Here is a 17418-nt window from a genome sequence, read left to right as displayed (position 1 = left end):
GGCGCAATGCTTGCGCCCTCCGGAGGGCGCAAGCATTGCGCCCCTACATTGAGGGGGCTACTCCGTTGATCCGTCATACGAACGAACGTTTTGGAGATTTTATTTTTTGGAGTTCCCTAAGTAGAATCAACTTTTTAGAGTGTTCTGGTGTTCGCCCTTTTGCTATTTTTCAAGAAGAACCGAGTTAACTGAGGAAACCTGCGATGACTGTATCCATTGCCTATTTAGGGCCTCCAGGCACCTATTCCGAAGCGGCAGCGATCGCTTATGTGGACCAGTTGCAGCAAGATACCGGGGAGGAATGTCTGTTGTGTCCCTATCCCAGTATCTCCCAAACCTTACGCGCTGTTGCCCGATCGCAGGCTCAACGAGCGGTGGTGCCTGTGGAAAATTCCCTGGAAGGCAGTGTGCCGATGACCCTGGATGCCCTCTGGCAGTTAGATAGTCTGCAAATTCAACGGGCCCTGCTGTTGCCGATTTCCCATGCCCTGATTTCACCCGTCCCCGAGTTGTCAGCAATCAAAACGGTTTATTCTCATCCCCAAGCGTTAGCTCAATGTCAGGGATGGTTGGAACAGTTTCTCCCTTGGGTGCAATTAATTCCCACAAATTCTACCACCGAGGCGGTGCAACAGTTAGAAGGCGATCGCTTCGCTGCTGCAATTTCGTCTCAACGCGCTGCTGAACTTTACGATCTCCCCATCATCGCTTTTCCCATTAACGATCGCCCGGATAACTGCACTCGGTTTTGGGTGGTGAGTTTACAACCCTCTCCCGGGGGGGCTTATACCTCCTTGGGGTTTAGCGTCCCGGCGAATCTTCCCGGGGCCCTTTCTCAACCGCTTCAAGTCTTTGCCAGTCGGGGGATTAATTTAAGTCGGATAGAATCTCGCCCCACGAAGCGATCGCTCGGAGAATATTTGTTTTTTCTGGATTTAGAATGCGATTCTCGAAAATCTTCGATGGAATCAGCGTTTCAGGAATTACGCTCCCACACGGAGACGCTAAAAATTTTCGGGAGTTACGATTTTGTGGCAATTAAGTCGGATTAGGGGATGTTCGATTCCCGTCGGTGAGGTTAGGATATGAAGCATCTATCTCGAATCCCGACTCGAAGGCGATTCACCCAACTGAAAAACGCCGAGGGTCATCAAAAAAAAAGACCCCGCTCGGAGCTTTTGAGCGAGGTTCCTGGGTGGTGTGAGAAGTGAACGTAATTGTTCTCTATAAAAAGAATAGTCAGCAGATGTAACAGTTTTATGGCGATCGCATGACAAAGTTATGTCATTTGATTCAGAGGCGATCGCCATCAGGGATGTAACCCTTCTGCTGCTGTCTATGGCTGCAACAAATCCAGTTCAGAGTTTGACACCCCCAGATGTGGCGATGGGGATAGCTCGATGAACGTATTCTACCTTACTTTACCCCTTTGAGAAGCTGGGGGATTTCAGCTTTACCTGAATTTATGTATCCAACATCTCAAGGCATTCCGGCATTACCGGATCTGACTCATCCTGATGAATTGATGCAGTTTGGCGATCGCATTCTGAGTTTATCGCTCAGTTTAGGAATTTTTTTAGTGGTGTTCGGATTGGCGATCGCCGCCCTCAAATGGACTTACCGACAACCAGAACCCCCCTTCCCTCTCCTAGAAGATTGGGTGGGTGGTTATTTGGTCTTACTCCAAAAGTTACCCCATTTTATTTTAATTCTGGCCTTTTTAAGCGGCGGATTCTTTCTATCTTCGACGTTAGCCAATCGCTACCATCATTGGGAACAAGCCCGGGTTCAAGACATAGCTGCCAGCGTTTCTGGGGAACGACTGGAACAACCTTCCCCTCGGATTCGCTATGTGATTGAAGAACCCTATAAATACAGCAATTGGATTAATGGGCAGTTAGTTGAAATTGAGGATACCCGAGAAGTTAATCGGTTTTTGGCCCTGTCCGGTTCGTCCATTGTGGTTACCCTCAACCAATCGACGGATGTTAGCAATAACAATGCCATTTATCTGGCTGAGTTTGAAGCAGAATACGAAGTGATTAACTCCCTGAGAGAATCTCGGACTTTTTTCTTTGAAATTCCTCCCCCTTATGGTTATTCTTTGCTGCAAAACTTTAAAGTGGAGCGGGATGGGGAGCGAATGCTCCAGATTAATCCGGGAGATTATGGTTTTCCGTTTGCGTTACAACCCGGGGAAGAAACTCGCTTTCGGGTGACTTACAAGGCGCAAGGAGGACCTCGGTGGGTTTACAATTCCCAAGGTGAATCTTTGTCTAATTTTCGTCTCACGGCATTGGCAAATTTTCCCAAGGCTGATTTTGCCAGTGGGATTATTCCAACCGCGACGAATCAAGAACGTTCGGGGACCCGTTTTAGTTGGGTGTTTGAAGATAATGTTTCGGTTCGCAATCCTTTTGGGGTATTTACGGCAACGGAGACGGTCCGCAAGACGGGGGTGCTGCCTCGGTTGCTGTTGTTGGCACCGGGGGTATTTTTGTGGTGGATTGTTCTGCTTTATCTATCGGTCCCGATGCGTCTGATTGATGTCTCTCTGGCGGGGGGTTTATTTTTTGCCGGACTGTTGAGTTTGACTTATTTTAGTCGGGTGATGGATGTGACTCTCGCTTGGCTGTTGCTTTCTCCCATCCTGTTGGTGTTGGTATGGGGGTTGGGAAATCAAAAGCGGGTTTCGTTGGCGGCCCTGATTTGTACGATCGCCGGTGCGGTTCTGCCAATCTGGGGATTAATTGGCAGCTATACGGGTTTAACGTTGAGTGTTGCCGGTTTGCTGTCGGTGGTTTGGCTGGCCCTTCGCCATTGGTATGGGGGTGTGGGACGGTTGAGATTTTAGAAAGTTAGAAAGAGGGAGATGTTGGATTTTATACCAAATCCGGTTGGTAAAAGTCGGTTTTCGCTTTTAGCCCGCGCAGGCACCGCTTTGTTCTGTGAGCCTCCAGGCTTTCCTTACGGAACGCTACGCGAACAGCCTGCGGGTTTTTGCAGACCTTTGACAACCGGATTCCGTATTAGAGGCGATCGCTGATCTAAAATCCAATATCTAAAGGCTCTTGTCACTCATTAAGGGTGTCTTTGAGGACGGTGCGTGCGGCGAGATGAGATCGGGTGGAGGTGAGAATTTCCGATTCTCGTTCTAGTCGGGCTCCGGTATCTAGCATTTCGAGAAGGGATTGCTGTTCGGCAGCGACGCCATAGAGGTTACTGGCGACCCAATAGGAGAGTTCCACGGGGAGATCGGGGATGTCGTCGGGGAGTTCGATGGTTTGATCCATGAGTTTGCCGGAGAGACGGACGACATCTCGTAAGAGGCGATCGACTTCACTGGCGAGGGGTCGGAGGTCTTGCTCGGGGGGTTGATCTTCGAGCCATTCGACTAAACCGACGAGATAGGGTTTTTCTCGGACGTATTCTAGGACTCGAAATCTCTGTTGGCCGAGGGTGAGCATTTTCATGCGGTCATCGGGGAGTCGGACATATTGGAGAATTTCGGCACAGCACCCGATGGAGCTGGGTTGACCTTTGACGGGATCCCACATGAGTACCCCAAATCTGCGATCGCTCTCCAGAATGGTGTTCATCATAATTCGGTAGCGAAACTCGAAAATGTGCAGGGGTAGGGGGCGGCCTGGAAAGAGTACGACTTCAGGCAAGGGAAATAGGGGGAGTTCTCGAACGGCGATCGAGGAGGAGGATTGCATTATGCCTCGGTCCAAAAAGTAACTTCGCTTTTATCTTAACTGATACATTTAACCTGAACATTGCGGTACAAGGAACTCACCCGTCCTGGCTCACGGACAAGTCTGGATTTTTTGATAATTGGTTGACTTAAAAACTTGACGTTTTTGAAGAGTTATGTTAAAGAAAGCGAGTTTTCAAGGGGAGTTTTTTAAGCGTACAGGACTTACCCAATTTTTAAAATTAGACCCTAAATGTAGTGGCGATTCGCGAATCGCCACTACATTTAGGGTGGATTCTCTGCGTAAGTCCTGGGGTAGTTATTATTTTTAATAAATTTAGGGGCGATCGCTTTTAGGTTCAGTCTCGGATTGAATGCTTAAAAAAGGAGAATTCTGAGTTCTCCTTTTTTAAAGGATAGATAAAACAGTCCGTTGCATTGCCAGAAGCGAGGCGCTGGATTTATGCAGACGGTGCGATCGGCGCAGGAAGACCTTTAGAGTTTGACTTCAATATCCACACCAGCAGGCAAATCGAGTTTCATGAGCGCATCAATCGTCTTAGAAGACGGTTGATAGATATCGATAATCCGGCGGTGGGTTCGGGTTTCAAAATGCTCCCGGGAATCTTTATCCACGTGGGGAGAACGGAGTAAACAGTAAATCCGTCGGTTCGTCGGTAAAGGAATAGGTCCGACGGCGGTGGCGTTGGTCCGATTCGCGGTATCTACGATTTTTTCGCAGGAAGTATCGAGCAATCTGCGATCGAAGGCTTTTAGACGAATCCGAATTTTTTGCTGTTGTAAGGTAGCCATTGATTTTTAGTTGTCTAGGTTCGGTTAATAAATGGGTCATTTGTCGTTTGTCATTTGTCATTTGTCATTTGTCATTTGTTGTTTGTCATTTGTTGTTTGTCATTTGTTGTTTGTCCTTTGACTAAGGACCAATGACTAATGACCAATGACTAATGACTAAGGACCAATGACTAAGGACCAATGACTAAGGACCAATGACTAGGGACCAACGACAAATGACAAGTGACAGACACAAGCAGAGCAGAAAAGCTCCTTAAGGTGGGATGACTTTTCTGCTCTACCGTCAATCAGAACGCTCCTGCCGTTTCAGGCGATCGCGTCCTCAGCCGGTTTACTTCTTGGCTGCTGCTGGTTGGTCGAGGATTTTAGAGACCACACCCGCGCCGACGGTCCGTCCGCCTTCACGGATGGCGAAGCGCATCCCTTGTTCAATGGCGATCGGGTTGATCAACTCAACCGTCATCTTGATCCGGTCTCCAGGCATCACCATTTCCACTTCGTCCCCTTCATCAGAGGTGAAGGCTTTAATGGTTCCGGTCACGTCAGTCGTCCGAACATAGAACTGAGGACGATAGCCGGAAAAGAACGGCGTATGACGGCCCCCTTCTTCCTTCTTGAGAATATACACTTCAGACTCGAACTGAGTGTGAGGAGTAATCGAACCGGGTTTAGCAATCACCATCCCGCGCTCGATATCTGCCTTTTGGATCCCCCGGAGCAGTACCCCGACGTTATCTCCAGCCAGACCTTCTTCGAGGATTTTTTGGAACATTTCCACCCCAGTCACCGTGGTGCTGCGAGTGTTTTTGATTCCAACCAATTCCACAGTTTCGCCAACTTTGACTTTACCGCGTTCGATCCGACCCGTGGCAACAGTTCCACGACCCGTAATCGAGAAGACGTCTTCTACAGCCATTAAGAAAGGCTTATCGATCGCCCGTTCCGGAGTCGGAATGTAAGCATCCACTTCATCCATCAAGGCGTAGATTTTATCAACCCACTCATTCTCACCCTTCTTGATAGCAGGGGTTTTGGTCAAAGCTTCCAGGGCCAACAGACCCGAACCGGAGACAATCGGAATATCATCACCGGGGAAATCGTAGGAAGTGAGGAGCTCACGCACTTCAAGTTCCACGAGTTCCAGGAGTTCTTCGTCATCAACTTGGTCTTGTTTGTTCAAGAACACGACGATATTCGGAACCCCCACCTGTTTTGCCAACAGAATGTGTTCCCGGGTCTGAGGCATGGGGCCATCAGCTGCAGATACAACCAGGATAGCGCCATCCATTTGGGCAGCTCCGGTGATCATGTTTTTCACATAGTCAGCGTGACCCGGGCAGTCAACGTGGGCATAGTGACGATCGGTGGTTTCGTATTCCACGTGAGCGGTGTTAATCGTGATCCCCCGTTGTTTTTCTTCGGGAGCAGCATCGATGTCATCGTACTTTCTGGCTTTGGCTTGACCCAGAGCAGCAAGGGTCAAGGTAATTGCTGCGGTCAGGGTCGTTTTACCGTGGTCAACGTGACCGATCGTACCGATGTTAACGTGGGGTTTAGTCCGTTCAAACTTTGCGCGTGCCATGTATTCTCTAGTTCCTTTCTCAATCGTTCATTGGCCATTGTTCATTGTTCATTGTTCATTGGGAAAAAGCAATGAACAATGAACCGTCAACAATGAACTACTATTATGCGTTCCCTTTACTCTTGGCGATGATGGGTTCAGCCACGTTGCGAGGCACCTCTTCATAGTGGCTAAACTCCATCGTAAAGATACCTCGGCCTTGGGTTTTAGACCGGATATCGGTGGCATAGCCAAACATTGCTGCTAATGGAACTTTAGCAGTCACCTTGGCAATTCCCTGCTCAGAGCCCATTCCTTCAATTTGGCCCCGGCGGGAATTGAGGTCGCCCATTACGTCCCCGAGGAAATTCTCGGGAACTTCTACCTCAACCTTCATCATAGGCTCTAACAGAACGGGTGACGCTTTCATCACCCCTTCTTTAATTGCCATAGAGCCAGCAATTTTAAAGGCCATTTCCGAGGAGTCAACATCGTGGTAGGAACCATCTACCAACGTGGCCTTGATGTCAATCATGGGGTAGCCTGCTAAAATCCCAGATTCGCAGGCTTCTTTCATCCCTTGTTCTGCAGGGGAAATGTACTCTTTGGGTACGGTTCCACCGACAATTTTCGAGACAAATTCAAAACCCGTGCCCGGATCGCCCGGTTCAAGTTGGATGACAACGTGGCCGTACTGACCTTTACCACCACTCTGGCGAATAAATTTGCCTTCGGCTTTGACGGCTTTGCGAATGGTTTCTCGGTAGGCTACTTGGGGTGCACCCACGTTGGCTTCTACTTTAAACTCTCGCAACATCCGATCCACCAGAATTTCGAGGTGGAGTTCACCCATCCCGGCAATCACGGTTTGATTGGTTTCAGCATCGATGCTGACCCGGAATGTGGGGTCTTCTTGGGACAAGGATTGCAGTGCTTTCGACAGCTTCTCCATGTCTTGCTTGGTCTTGGGTTCGACTGCCACAGAGATCACGGGTTCAGGAATGTACAGAGATTCCAGAATCACCGGACTATCTGGGGCGCAGATGGTATCGCCGGTGAAGGTGTCTTTCAGACCGACAGCGGCACCCAGGTCCCCAGCTCGCAGTTCATCCACTTCAATCCGCTCGTCGGCTTTCATGACAATCAAGCGGGAAATCCGTTCTTTCTTGTCCTTGGTGGAGTTAAGAACGTAACTGCCTTTTTCCAGAACGCCGGAATAGACCCGAATAAAGGTCAGACGCCCGTAGGGGTCAGCCATGATTTTGAAAGCTAATGACGAGAGGGGGGCATCATCATCGGCACTCCGGAAGATTTCTTCGCCATTCGGCAGAGTTCCTTGAATCGGTGGCACGTCAATGGGAGCCGGTAGATAATCTACCACAGCATCTAACAAGAGCTGAACCCCTTTGTTTTTGAATGCTGAACCGCACATCGTCGGGACAATCTGACCCGTAATGGTTCCCTTCCGTAAAGCCGTGACAATTTCTTGCTCGGTAAATTCTTCACCTTCGAGGTATTTTTCGGTTAAGGCATCACTGGTATCGGCCACGGCTTCAATCAGCTTGGTCCGATAGCTTTGAGCGAGTTCGATCATGTCTTCAGGAATCTCGCCCTCTTGAATATCGGTGCCGATATCATTGGTGTAGATCCGAGCCTTCATCCGCACCAAGTCAATAATTCCGGAGAATTGGTCTTCGTTGCCGATCGGGAGTTGGATCGCCACGGCGTTAGTCCGCATCCGATCGCGAATCTGCTCGTAAACTCGGTAAAAGTTCGCCCCAGTGCGGTCCATCTTGTTAATAAACGCGATGCGCGGCACTTTATAGCGATCGGCTTGACGCCACACGGTTTCGGATTGCGGCTGAACTCCACCCACGGAGCAGAAGACGGCAATCACGCCGTCGAGTACACGCATGGAGCGCTCCACTTCAATGGTGAAGTCTACGTGACCGGGGGTGTCAATAATGTTGATCTGGTTGTCTTTCCAACTGGTGGTGATGGCAGCAGCCGTGATGGTAATGCCCCGCTCTCGCTCTTGCTCCATCCAGTCTGTCACGGTGTTGCCATCATGCACCTCACCGATTTTGTGAACCACACCGGAATAAAACAGAATCCGCTCCGTCGTTGTGGTCTTGCCCGCATCGATGTGGGCGGCGATTCCTATGTTTCGCACTTTCTCAAGCGGGACAGTACGTGCCACAGCTACCTCCTTGTTTGTGTTGCCGCAATTATCTTTGAATGATGCGTTAAACGCACTTGGGTGTTCGTGCTTTTCCAAGTCGCCGGTACAATCCTCGATTCTACTTCACCAGACGCTTGGTGGTTTTACTGTCTAGACGCTGATTGCTTCTATTTCCTAGACCCTTGCCGATCGCGCTTGGAATGTCGCCATCAAAGTTAAGTCAGTCTAGGGTTGAATCGGGTTTTTTGACCCACCGTTTGCTTAAACAGGCTAACGTCATTTAACCGACTTACCTTCCCGAGAAGACAACACCTAAAATTCTCCTCGGGTTGCGAAGTCACTCGCTGTTATTTTTTTAAGGAGTTTGACTTCTGCTTGGCCAGTTCTCTAGGGGGCTAGAAAAAGGCTCAATTCGACATGACAGAAGGAATCCACCGTCTTTGAAGTTAACCCAAATCGGGCATACTCCTGTGGATTTTCCCCGGTCCTGTTACATTTTAATATTTTTTGCAAAATTTGTTTACATAGAACACCTTTTTTTTCCGCAATGGGTCTGATTCCGATTTTAGTAACGATAGTGGGCGAACGCTTTATTGGCCTCTGCCATCCGGTGGGTTTCTTCCCGTTTCCGGATTGCATTGCCGGTTTCGTTGGCGGCATCCATTAATTCGTTAGCCAATTTCATGGCCATCGTGCGACCCGCGCGGGTTCTGGAAAAGTGAATGATCCAGCGCAATGCTAACGCTGTACCGCGATCGGACCGAACTTCCATCGGGACTTGATAGGTGGCCCCGCCAACCCGTCGGCCTTTGACTTCCACCAGGGGAGTCACATTTTTAACCGCCTTTTCAAAGACTTCCAGGGCATCTGCGCCGGTTCTTTCTTCGATGGTTTTCATGGCGTTGTAAACAATGTTGAAGGCGACTGACTTTTTGCCACTCTTCATTACACGCCGCACCATCATACCAACCAAGCGGCTGTTATAAACTGGATCGGGAGTAACAGAACGTTTTTGACTACCAGTGCGACGAGACATACTAACTTTTCACCCAAACTAACGACTGTAACTAACTGTAACTAACTGTAACTAGCCGTGACTAGCTGTGATTCGTTGCTGAGGCGATTCAGCTTGAATCCTCCCACGGTGGTGGGAAGGAAGACGGTTTTCTTTCTTTGGAGTATTCGGAGGTCCGCTTAGTCCTTGGTGAAGTGACGGTTCGCGATGGGTTGGACGGGCTTGATGGTCTGGCCGATGCTTGATCCGCTCAGGCGATCGCATTTTTATAGCCGTCCAAGGCGATTGCTCCCTCAAGTTTTCCTACCGAGTCCGATGAGAACTGCCTAAAACTTTAATCGGGATCGCTCATCCTGACACAATCGATTGACTCGATGGGGTTTTTCAGGCCATCGTTTGGCCAGATGAGCGCCATCAGATTGTACATCTTTTTTGTCGATCAACTTAAGGTGCGGACTCTCTCCATCCCGTGGGAAGCTTGTTCATCCTTGGATTCAATCCCTTGGATACCCCACATCAGCGATCGCCCTTCCACTGAACACCGCAACCCTTGACTGTTCCGATTCAGGCTTCGCGCCTCATTTAATATCTATTTAGGCCTTAGGACGCTTGGCCCCATATTTAGAACGCCCTTGACGGCGGTCTTTGACTCCGGCAGTATCTAAGGTCCCACGGATGATGTGGTAACGAACTCCGGGTAAATCCTTGACCCTGCCGCCTCGGATCATCACGACGGAGTGTTCTTGTAGGTTATGACCAATGCCTGGAATGTAGGCGGTGACTTCAAATCCAGAGGTCAGGCGAACCCGGGCTACTTTTCTAAGGGCTGAGTTCGGTTTTTTCGGTGTGGTGGTATAAACTCTCGTACAAACGCCCCGACGCTGCGGACAACTCTTGAGTGCAGGCGATTTGGTTTTCTTTTCGATCTTCTGCCGTTCGGTACGAATAAGTTGTTGTATTGTGGGCATGAGTTATGGGGTATTCAGGTTTTCAAGGATCAAGTTGACAACAATCTACAATTATATCTTACCCTAGTATCCCCTGTCAATTTTTAGGTCAGAAAAACAATAGAAAATGGCAGGAGATAAAAATCCCCATTGAGGGCCATCTCCAGATTGAAGGGCTGACCTCAGCGGGTCCCTAGGGGGTGGGGGACTCAACAATCGAGAAGGAATTACCACAGCCACAAGTCTTTGCAGCCTTGGGGTTATGGAAGCGGAACCCTCCTCCCATCAAATCCTGCGAGTAATCTAAAGTTAGGCCGTTGAGATAGTCGAGGAAGCGGCTATCGACCGTCACTTGAACGCCATCGCACTCACAGATGAGATCATCGGGGTTGCACTGTTCGTCAAACGCCATCGTATAATACCACCCAGCACAACCCCCCGTTTCAACCCCGAGACGAAACCAGACATTTGGGTTGGACTGTTTGGACTGGATGCGTTTAATTTCGGTGACGGCTGCTTTACTCAGCTGAATCATGAATGGGTGGACATAGGGTGTCGTGATCGGCGATCGCAATTTTACCGCGATCGCGACTCAAATGCTACGGCGATCGCCTGCTAATTTCCCCAAAAAATCGCCTTTTACGAAGGGAAAAGACGATCGCATCTCATTTATAAGCAATTTTAACCCCATTCCCACCCCATCCCAACAACAGGACTTACACAGATTTTGAAAATCCGCCCTAAATAAATGTAGAGGCGATTCCCGAATCGCCTCTACATTTATTTAGAATTTAAAAATTGCGTAAGTCCTGACAGGAAGGAGTCCCTGACCATCCCGGTGAGGATTACTTAGCCCGGGCGTAGTCATCTTGGAATCGGACGATATCATCTTCACCCAAATATTCCCCATTTTGAACCTCAATCAAAATCAAAGGAATCACCCCAGGATTTTCCAGACGATGATTCGTGCATTGCGGGACATAGGTAGACTGATTGCTGGTGAGCATCAATTCTTGGTCTCCGCAAACGACCCGGGCCGTTCCACAAACCACGATCCAATGTTCGCTGCGATGGTGGTGCATTTGCAAGCTGAGGCGGTGACCCGGTTTGACTTCAATCCGCTTGATTTTATATCCATTGGCATCTTCTAAAACCGTGAACGAACCCCAAGGGCGCAGTTCCGTGGCTGCCACCATCGTAGAAGATGAGGAGGGAGCAGTTGCCCCCGGATGAAGAATTTCTTGAGCGTTAGCCATTGTTCCAGTCTCCATAATCGTTTGTTGAGAGCGGGGAAACCGCATCCAGTCTATCCAGGCGATCGCCCAGAAGGTGAATTTGGGGTCATCGAGTCGATGCTTGAGAAATTTTCTGACCTGAGTAGGGCTAAGGATGAGTTTAAGTCTGCTTCTTAAAGATATATTTCCCCGAGAAAGCCAAATTAAAATAAAGAATTTAAGCCCGTTACCGAAGCCAGGGCCTTCCAACCCTCTTTATCCCACCATAACAAGCCAGCAAAGCCTTGTCAGTCGTCCGGGAGATAGATAGGGGTAATCTATATCAAATCTTTATTTCTAACTCCAGGGACTTTATCCGCGCTTTAAATTTCACATCAAGGCTGAATTTTTACCGACGATCCCACCAGTCTGACAGACAGACATGACGATCCGAGTCTGCACCGCCTGACTGTTGCTGCATCGGTTTGCTGAATCTTCAACCTAGGGATTGTCAGATGAAAGTTATTTCTATATGATTTTTAATCCAGACCTATAACTTTGGCTTACCCCTAACCTCCTGGGATCTAATCTGGACTGCTCTGGTCCATCACTGTTCAACAGGGACGCCCTTAGCATCTCAAGACCGAAGGGAAGGAGCGCTAAATTAGAGGGAACCGAGAAACTCCCCGGGTTCCAAACCGATTTAGGGCCATCCTCAAGAAAACCGCTCAAGTCAGACCGGAATTAACAATGGCCTGAAAACCTTCTAAAATTAATGAGACAGAAGGTTGATTTGTATAGATGCCCCCGCTAGGGATTAGCTATTTACGTTTGGGACTTGCTTGTCACGGTAAAAACGGAGAGGCGATCGCCAGATGCAGCCCAACCCTTGATGGTCAGAAGGGGCAGCAACGGGGGCGATCGCGCCTACCCCTTCTGCGGCTCGTTTCCATCTAAAAATTGTTGAACCCTGATTTATAGAGAATTCGATGATGAAAAGCTCGCAGATTTAACCGGAAGAAACGCTAAAACCTAAACTCTAAACTCTACAATTCCCCATCCACCATCTACCCGAAAAGCAATGCCCAACCCAAATATTCAATCCAATTCCATCAATGAGTTCGGTTTCCTGGGTCAACCCTGGTTAGTTGAAGAACGAGACGCCTGTGGTGTCGGTTACCTCGCCAATCCGCAAAACGTTCCCAATCGGGAAATCGTCTCAATGGCTTTGAATGCCTTAACCTGTCTCGAACATCGCGGCGGTTGTTCCGCAGACCGGGATTCGGGTGATGGGGCCGGAGTAATGACAGCAATTCCTTGGCAACTCTTCCAGCCTTGGTTACAAGATCATAACCCGAACTCCTATTCCCTGGAATCCATTGGGGTTGGCATGGTCTTTTTCTCCCTGGACCCGGTGTTGCAACAGGCGGCACGTCAAATTGTCGAGGACACGCTCAAAAGCCATGATTTAGAGCTATTAGGATGGCGCAAAGTCCCCGTGCGTCCGGAAGTCCTGGGGGTGCAAGCGCGGGAAAATCAGCCTCATATTGAGCAAATGTTTGTTTATTGCCCAGATAAAACCGGGGATGAATTAGAACGACATTTGTATTTGACCCGCCGCGCCATCGGTTCCGCCCTGAAAGTCGATGCAGCCGGTCCCCACCACCAAACCCCGATTATTTGGGGAGAAGATTTCTATATTTGCTCCTTCTCTAATCGGACCATTGTCTATAAAGGCATGGTCCGTTCAGCGGTGCTCTCGGACTTTTACCTGGATCTGCTTGATGAGTCCTATACCAGTGCTTTCGCCGTTTATCATCGCCGGTTTAGCACCAACACCCTCCCCCGATGGCCCTTAGCTCAACCGATGCGGTTGTTGGGACACAATGGGGAAATTAATACCCTCTTGGGCAATATCAACTGGATGATGGCGCGGCAGGTGGATTTACAGTCGCCGCTATGGGGCGATCGCATCGAACAACTCAAACCCCTGGTTAATCCGAAAAATAGTGACTCCGCCAACCTGGATAACGTCATGGAATTGCTGGTGCGATCGGGTTCTCGCGCCAGCGAAGCCTTGATGATTATGGTTCCAGAAGCCTATCAAAACCAGCCCGCCCTCAAAAATCGGCAATCTATCGTCGATTTCTATGAATACTACAGCGGCATCCAAGAACCTTGGGATGGACCCGCCCTGATTGCCTATAGCGATGGACAACAAGTCGGGGCCACCCTCGATCGCAATGGCTTACGCCCCGCCCGCTATGCGATAACCAACAGTGGCTTAGTCATGGTCGCCTCGGAAGCCGGTGTAGTCAATATTCCCGAAGCCGACATCATCGAAAAAGGTCGTCTGGGTCCCGGTCAAACCCTCGTCGTAGACCTCACCACCCACGAAGTCCTCAAAAACTGGGAAGTCAAAGAACGGATTGCTCAAAAGCATCCCTACGGCGAATGGTTGGCCCAACATCGCCAACATCTCCAACGCCAAACTCCCCTAAGCGCCAATCAACTCACCCCCGAACAACTCCTGTCCGCCCAAACCGCCTTCGGCTACACCAGCGAAGACGTGGAAATGATCGTCGAAGAAATGGCAGCAATGGGCAAAGAACCCACCTTCTGCATGGGCGATGATATCCCCTTAGCCGTTCTCTCCCAAAAACCTCGCCTGCTTTACGACTATTTCAAACAACGGTTTGCTCAAGTCACCAATCCCCCCATTGACCCCCTGCGGGAAAGTCTGGTGATGTCCCTGCGGATGCATTTGGGCTTCCGAGGCAATCTCCTAGAAGTCAAACCCGAACTGGCGAAACAACTAGAAATTGACTCCCCGGTTCTCAATGAAGCGGATTTACGCCAGATTGAATCTCGGTCTGATGCGGTGTCTCTGTCTACCCTATTTCCCCTGACGGATAGCCCCTCAGAATTGGCCGAATCAGTGCAAAACCTCTGCCATCAGGCCGCTGAAGCGGTGCGAAATGGCGCAACCCTGCTGATTCTGAGTGATGCACCCGGACCCAACTCCAGCACTACCTACATTCCCCCATTGGTGGCAGTTGGGGCGGTTCACCATGCCCTGATTCGGGCCGGTTTGCGCTCTCATGCTTCTTTAATTGTTAATACGGCTCAATGTTGGAGCACCCATCATTTTGCCTGTTTGATTGGCTATGGCGCTTCTGCGGTTTGTCCCTATTTGGCCTTAGAATCCGTGCGTCATTGGCATGAAGATGGCAAAACGCAGAAATTGATGGAACGGGGTAAACTGCCTCAAGTCACCCTTGAGCAGTCCCAGGAAAATTACCGTCATGCGATCGAGGCGGGACTGTTGAAGATTCTCTCCAAGATGGGGATTTCCCTGCTGTCGAGTTATCACGGCGCTCAGATTTTTGAGGCGATCGGGATTGGTCGGGAATTGCTGGATTTGGCCTTTGTGGGTACTGCTTCTCAAATTGGCGGCTTGAGCGTGGCTGAATTAGCTTCAGAACTGCGGGCGTTCCATGAGAAAGCCTTCCCCCAACCAGCAGGTAAAAAGTTGCCGAATGAAGGGTTTGTGCAGTATCGTCCCGGTGGTGAATATCACATGAACTCCCCGGAAATGTCCAAGGCGCTGCATAAGGCAGTGGCGGATATGAAGGGTTCGGGAGAAGGGTATGAACATTACCAACTCTATAAACAGTATTTAGCCGAACGTCCGCCGACGGCGTTGCGGGATTTGTTGGATTTCAAGAGCGATCGCCCTTCGATTTCCATTGATGAAGTCGAACCCGTGGCAGAAATTCTCAAACGGTTCTGCACTGGCGGGATGTCCCTCGGGGCCCTGTCTCGGGAAGCCCATGAAGTGCTCGCAGTCGCCATGAACCGGATTGGTGGTAAATCCAACTCCGGGGAAGGTGGAGAAGACCCGGTGCGCTTTGGGGTCTTGGATAATGTGGATGACCAAGGTAAGTCGCCTTCGTTACCCCATCTCAACGGCTTGAAAAATGGCGATACCGCTTCCTCCGCCATCAAACAGGTGGCCTCCGGTCGCTTTGGGGTGACTCCCGAGTACCTGATGAATGCCAAGCAAATCGAAATTAAAATGGCGCAAGGGGCCAAACCCGGAGAAGGCGGCCAACTCCCCGGGAAAAAAGTCAGTCCTTATATCGCCATGTTGCGGAAATCTAAGGCAGGAGTTCCCCTGATTTCGCCGCCACCGCACCATGATATCTACAGTATTGAGGATTTGGCCCAGTTAATTTTTGACCTGCACCAAATCAATCCCAAAGCGGGGGTTTCGGTGAAATTAGTTTCGGAAATTGGCATTGGCACGATCGCCGCTGGGGTGGCTAAAGCAAATGCAGATATTATCCAGATTTCCGGACATGATGGCGGCACCGGCGCTTCTCCCTTGAGTTCGATTAAACACGCCGGGAGTCCCTGGGAGTTGGGGTTAGCGGAAGTGCAGCGGGTGTTGATGGGCAATGGACTGCGCGATCGCGTCGTCCTCCGCACCGATGGCGGCTTGAAAAGTGGCTGGGATGTCCTGATTGCGGCCTTGATGGGGGCGGAAGAGTTTGGCTTTGGCAGTATCGCCATGATTGCCGAAGGTTGCATCATGGCCCGGATTTGCCATACCAACAACTGTCCCGTGGGAGTCGCCACCCAGCAGGAGAAACTCCGGGCGCGGTTTACTGGAGTCCCCGAGCACGTGGTCAACTTCTTCTATTTCATTGGGGAAGAGGTGCGGCAGTTGTTGGCGATGTTGGGATATCGCTCTTTGCAGGAAGTGATTGGACGCGGAGATTTGCTCACCCTGCGCGAGTCGGTGCAGTTGACCAAGACTCAGGGGTTGAGTTTGGATGTGATTACGAAGATGTTGCCGGATACCCGGGGCGATTCTCCTGCGGAGATGCTTCGCAAACGCAGTTGGTTAAATCATGGTCCAGTGCATAGCAATGGGCCGGTGTTGGATGATGATTTGCTGGCGGATGGGGAGATTACCGGGGCGATCGCCACTCAATCTCAAGTTTCCAAAATCTTCCCGATTGTGAATACAGACCGTTCCGTTGGGGCGCGTCTGGCGGGAGAAATTGCCTCTCGCTATGGCAATAATGGCTTTGGTGGTCAGATTAACTTGACCTTCCAAGGGGCAGCAGGCCAGAGTTTTGGGGCGTTTAATGTTTCTGGAGTCACCCTGCGCCTAGAAGGGGAAGCCAATGATTATGTGGGTAAAGGGATGACTGGCGGAACTTTGGTGGTGGTCCCACCAGCGGGAGCTACTTATAATCCGTCCGAGAATGCGATCGTGGGCAACACCTGCCTCTATGGGGCCACCGGAGGATACCTGTTTGCCCGGGGTCAAGCCGGACAACGGTTTGCCGTCCGCAACTCCCTAGGTAAAGCCGTGATTGAAGGGGCTGGGGACCATGCCTGTGAATATATGACCGGCGGCGTGATTGTCGTCCTGGGTCAAACGGGCCGGAACGTAGGGGCCGGGATGACTGGCGGATTGGCCTATTTCCTAGATGAAGAGGGCAATTTTGATGAGTTGGTGAATCATGAGATTGTCCATGTTCAACGGGTGACGACGCCTGCTGGGGAGGCGCAACTCAAGGAGATGATTCAGATGCACCAAGAACACACGGGTAGCGACAAGGCATCTCGGATTCTGGAGAACTGGACGGAGTATTTACCGAAGTTCTGGCAGGTGGTCCCGCCTTCGGAAGCGGACAGTCCCGAGGCATCTGCTGAACCGACGGTTGAGAAGGTGGCGGTGAAGGCGTAAGGGAAGAACCTCTCCCTAAATCCCTCTCCTAAGAGGAGAGGGACTTTGAGAAGGTAACGGCGTAAGGGAAGAACCTCTCCCTAAATCCCTCTCCTAAGAGGAGAGGGACTTTGAGAAGGTAAGGGTTGGGGGGAAGAACCTCTCCCTAAATCCCTCTCCTAAGAGGAGAGGGACTTTGAGAAGTTGACGGTTGGGGCGATGTTTGTAGTAACGACTTCAGTCGTT

Annotated in this window: 13 protein-coding genes; 5 read left to right on the top strand and 8 right to left on the bottom strand. The window is 50.2% G+C overall.

The window, feature by feature from the left end:
• The first annotated feature begins 203 nt into the window (after nt 1-203).
• From pheA to NG833_RS12455, 3 genes are all read left to right on the top strand, one after another.
• Nucleotides 204-1052 carry a prephenate dehydratase gene (gene pheA / locus NG833_RS12460; protein ID WP_254565608.1) on the top strand — a complete coding sequence of 283 codons (849 nt, stop codon included), beginning with the start codon at nt 204-206 and terminating at the stop codon, nt 1050-1052.
• Between the two features lie 229 nt (nt 1053-1281).
• Nucleotides 1282-1404 (top strand): hypothetical protein, encoded by a 123-nt coding sequence (locus tag NG833_RS30395; protein WP_256555940.1) that lies wholly within the window; start codon nt 1282-1284, stop codon nt 1402-1404.
• Between the two features lie 61 nt (nt 1405-1465).
• The gene (locus NG833_RS12455; protein ID WP_254565607.1) at nt 1466-2854 is read left to right on the top strand and encodes a hypothetical protein; all 1389 of its coding nucleotides are present in this window, start codon (nt 1466-1468) and stop codon (nt 2852-2854) included.
• Between the two features lie 220 nt (nt 2855-3074).
• Here NG833_RS12455 and NG833_RS12450 read toward each other — a convergent pair whose 3' ends face one another.
• The 7 genes from NG833_RS12450 to NG833_RS12420 form a co-directional block, all read right to left on the bottom strand.
• Nucleotides 3075-3719 (bottom strand): LON peptidase substrate-binding domain-containing protein, encoded by a 645-nt coding sequence (locus NG833_RS12450; protein WP_254565606.1) that lies wholly within the window; start codon nt 3717-3719, stop codon nt 3075-3077.
• Between the two features lie 473 nt (nt 3720-4192).
• Nucleotides 4193-4510, bottom strand: coding sequence for a 30S ribosomal protein S10 (rpsJ, locus tag NG833_RS12445; protein WP_015150337.1), 318 nt, complete (start codon nt 4508-4510; stop codon nt 4193-4195).
• 331 nt (nt 4511-4841) lie between these two features.
• Entirely contained in the window at nt 4842-6092 is a 1251-nt protein-coding gene (gene tuf / locus NG833_RS12440) for an elongation factor Tu (protein ID WP_254565605.1), read from the bottom strand.
• A 103-nt stretch (nt 6093-6195) separates the two neighbouring features.
• On the bottom strand, nt 6196-8271 hold the full coding sequence (fusA, locus tag NG833_RS12435) for an elongation factor G (RefSeq protein ID WP_254565604.1): 2076 nt from the start codon (nt 8269-8271) through the stop codon (nt 6196-6198).
• A gap of 547 nt (nt 8272-8818) precedes the next feature.
• Nucleotides 8819-9289 carry a 30S ribosomal protein S7 gene (gene rpsG, locus NG833_RS12430; protein ID WP_015150334.1) on the bottom strand — a complete coding sequence of 157 codons (471 nt, stop codon included), beginning with the start codon at nt 9287-9289 and terminating at the stop codon, nt 8819-8821.
• A 572-nt stretch (nt 9290-9861) separates the two neighbouring features.
• Nucleotides 9862-10236 carry a 30S ribosomal protein S12 gene (rpsL, locus tag NG833_RS12425; protein ID WP_015150333.1) on the bottom strand — a complete coding sequence of 125 codons (375 nt, stop codon included), beginning with the start codon at nt 10234-10236 and terminating at the stop codon, nt 9862-9864.
• A 172-nt stretch (nt 10237-10408) separates the two neighbouring features.
• Complete coding sequence (locus NG833_RS12420; protein WP_254565603.1) at nt 10409-10750, bottom strand: iron-sulfur cluster assembly accessory protein; 342 nt, start codon at nt 10748-10750, stop codon at nt 10409-10411.
• A 22-nt stretch (nt 10751-10772) separates the two neighbouring features.
• Between NG833_RS12420 and NG833_RS12415 the strand changes: the two genes are divergently transcribed.
• Nucleotides 10773-10946 (top strand): hypothetical protein, encoded by a 174-nt coding sequence (locus tag NG833_RS12415; protein WP_254565602.1) that lies wholly within the window; start codon nt 10773-10775, stop codon nt 10944-10946.
• Between the two features lie 114 nt (nt 10947-11060).
• Here the strand turns inward: NG833_RS12415 and NG833_RS12410 are convergent, their stop codons facing one another.
• A complete protein-coding gene (locus NG833_RS12410) occupies nt 11061-11471 on the bottom strand; it encodes a cupin domain-containing protein (RefSeq protein WP_375293907.1) in 411 nt (136 codons plus the stop codon).
• A gap of 1039 nt (nt 11472-12510) precedes the next feature.
• Between NG833_RS12410 and gltB the strand changes: the two genes are divergently transcribed.
• Nucleotides 12511-17193: a glutamate synthase large subunit gene (gene gltB, locus NG833_RS12405; RefSeq protein WP_254565601.1), complete on the top strand. Its 4683-nt coding sequence runs from the start codon at nt 12511-12513 to the stop codon at nt 17191-17193.
• Nucleotides 17194-17418: the final 225 nt, after the last annotated feature.

This window comes from Oscillatoria sp. HE19RPO (assembly GCF_024220515.1).
Lineage (GTDB): Bacteria > Cyanobacteriota > Cyanobacteriia > Cyanobacteriales > Laspinemataceae > Laspinema.
This window is presented reverse-complemented; position numbering and strand designations above follow the sequence as displayed.

Coding starts and splice junctions, on each gene's coding strand:
- pheA (WP_254565608.1), top strand. CDS start 204: ATGACTGTATCCATTGCCTATTTAGGGCCTCCAGGCACCTATTCCGAA.
- NG833_RS30395 (WP_256555940.1), top strand. CDS start 1,282: ATGTCATTTGATTCAGAGGCGATCGCCATCAGGGATGTAACCCTTCTG.
- NG833_RS12455 (WP_254565607.1), top strand. CDS start 1,466: ATGTATCCAACATCTCAAGGCATTCCGGCATTACCGGATCTGACTCAT.
- NG833_RS12450 (WP_254565606.1), bottom strand. CDS start 3,719: ATGCAATCCTCCTCCTCGATCGCCGTTCGAGAACTCCCCCTATTTCCC.
- rpsJ (WP_015150337.1), bottom strand. CDS start 4,510: ATGGCTACCTTACAACAGCAAAAAATTCGGATTCGTCTAAAAGCCTTC.
- tuf (WP_254565605.1), bottom strand. CDS start 6,092: ATGGCACGCGCAAAGTTTGAACGGACTAAACCCCACGTTAACATCGGT.
- rpsG (WP_015150334.1), bottom strand. CDS start 9,289: ATGTCTCGTCGCACTGGTAGTCAAAAACGTTCTGTTACTCCCGATCCA.
- rpsL (WP_015150333.1), bottom strand. CDS start 10,236: ATGCCCACAATACAACAACTTATTCGTACCGAACGGCAGAAGATCGAA.
- NG833_RS12420 (WP_254565603.1), bottom strand. CDS start 10,750: ATGATTCAGCTGAGTAAAGCAGCCGTCACCGAAATTAAACGCATCCAG.
- NG833_RS12410 (WP_375293907.1), bottom strand. CDS start 11,471: ATGGCTAACGCTCAAGAAATTCTTCATCCGGGGGCAACTGCTCCCTCC.
- gltB (WP_254565601.1), top strand. CDS start 12,511: ATGCCCAACCCAAATATTCAATCCAATTCCATCAATGAGTTCGGTTTC.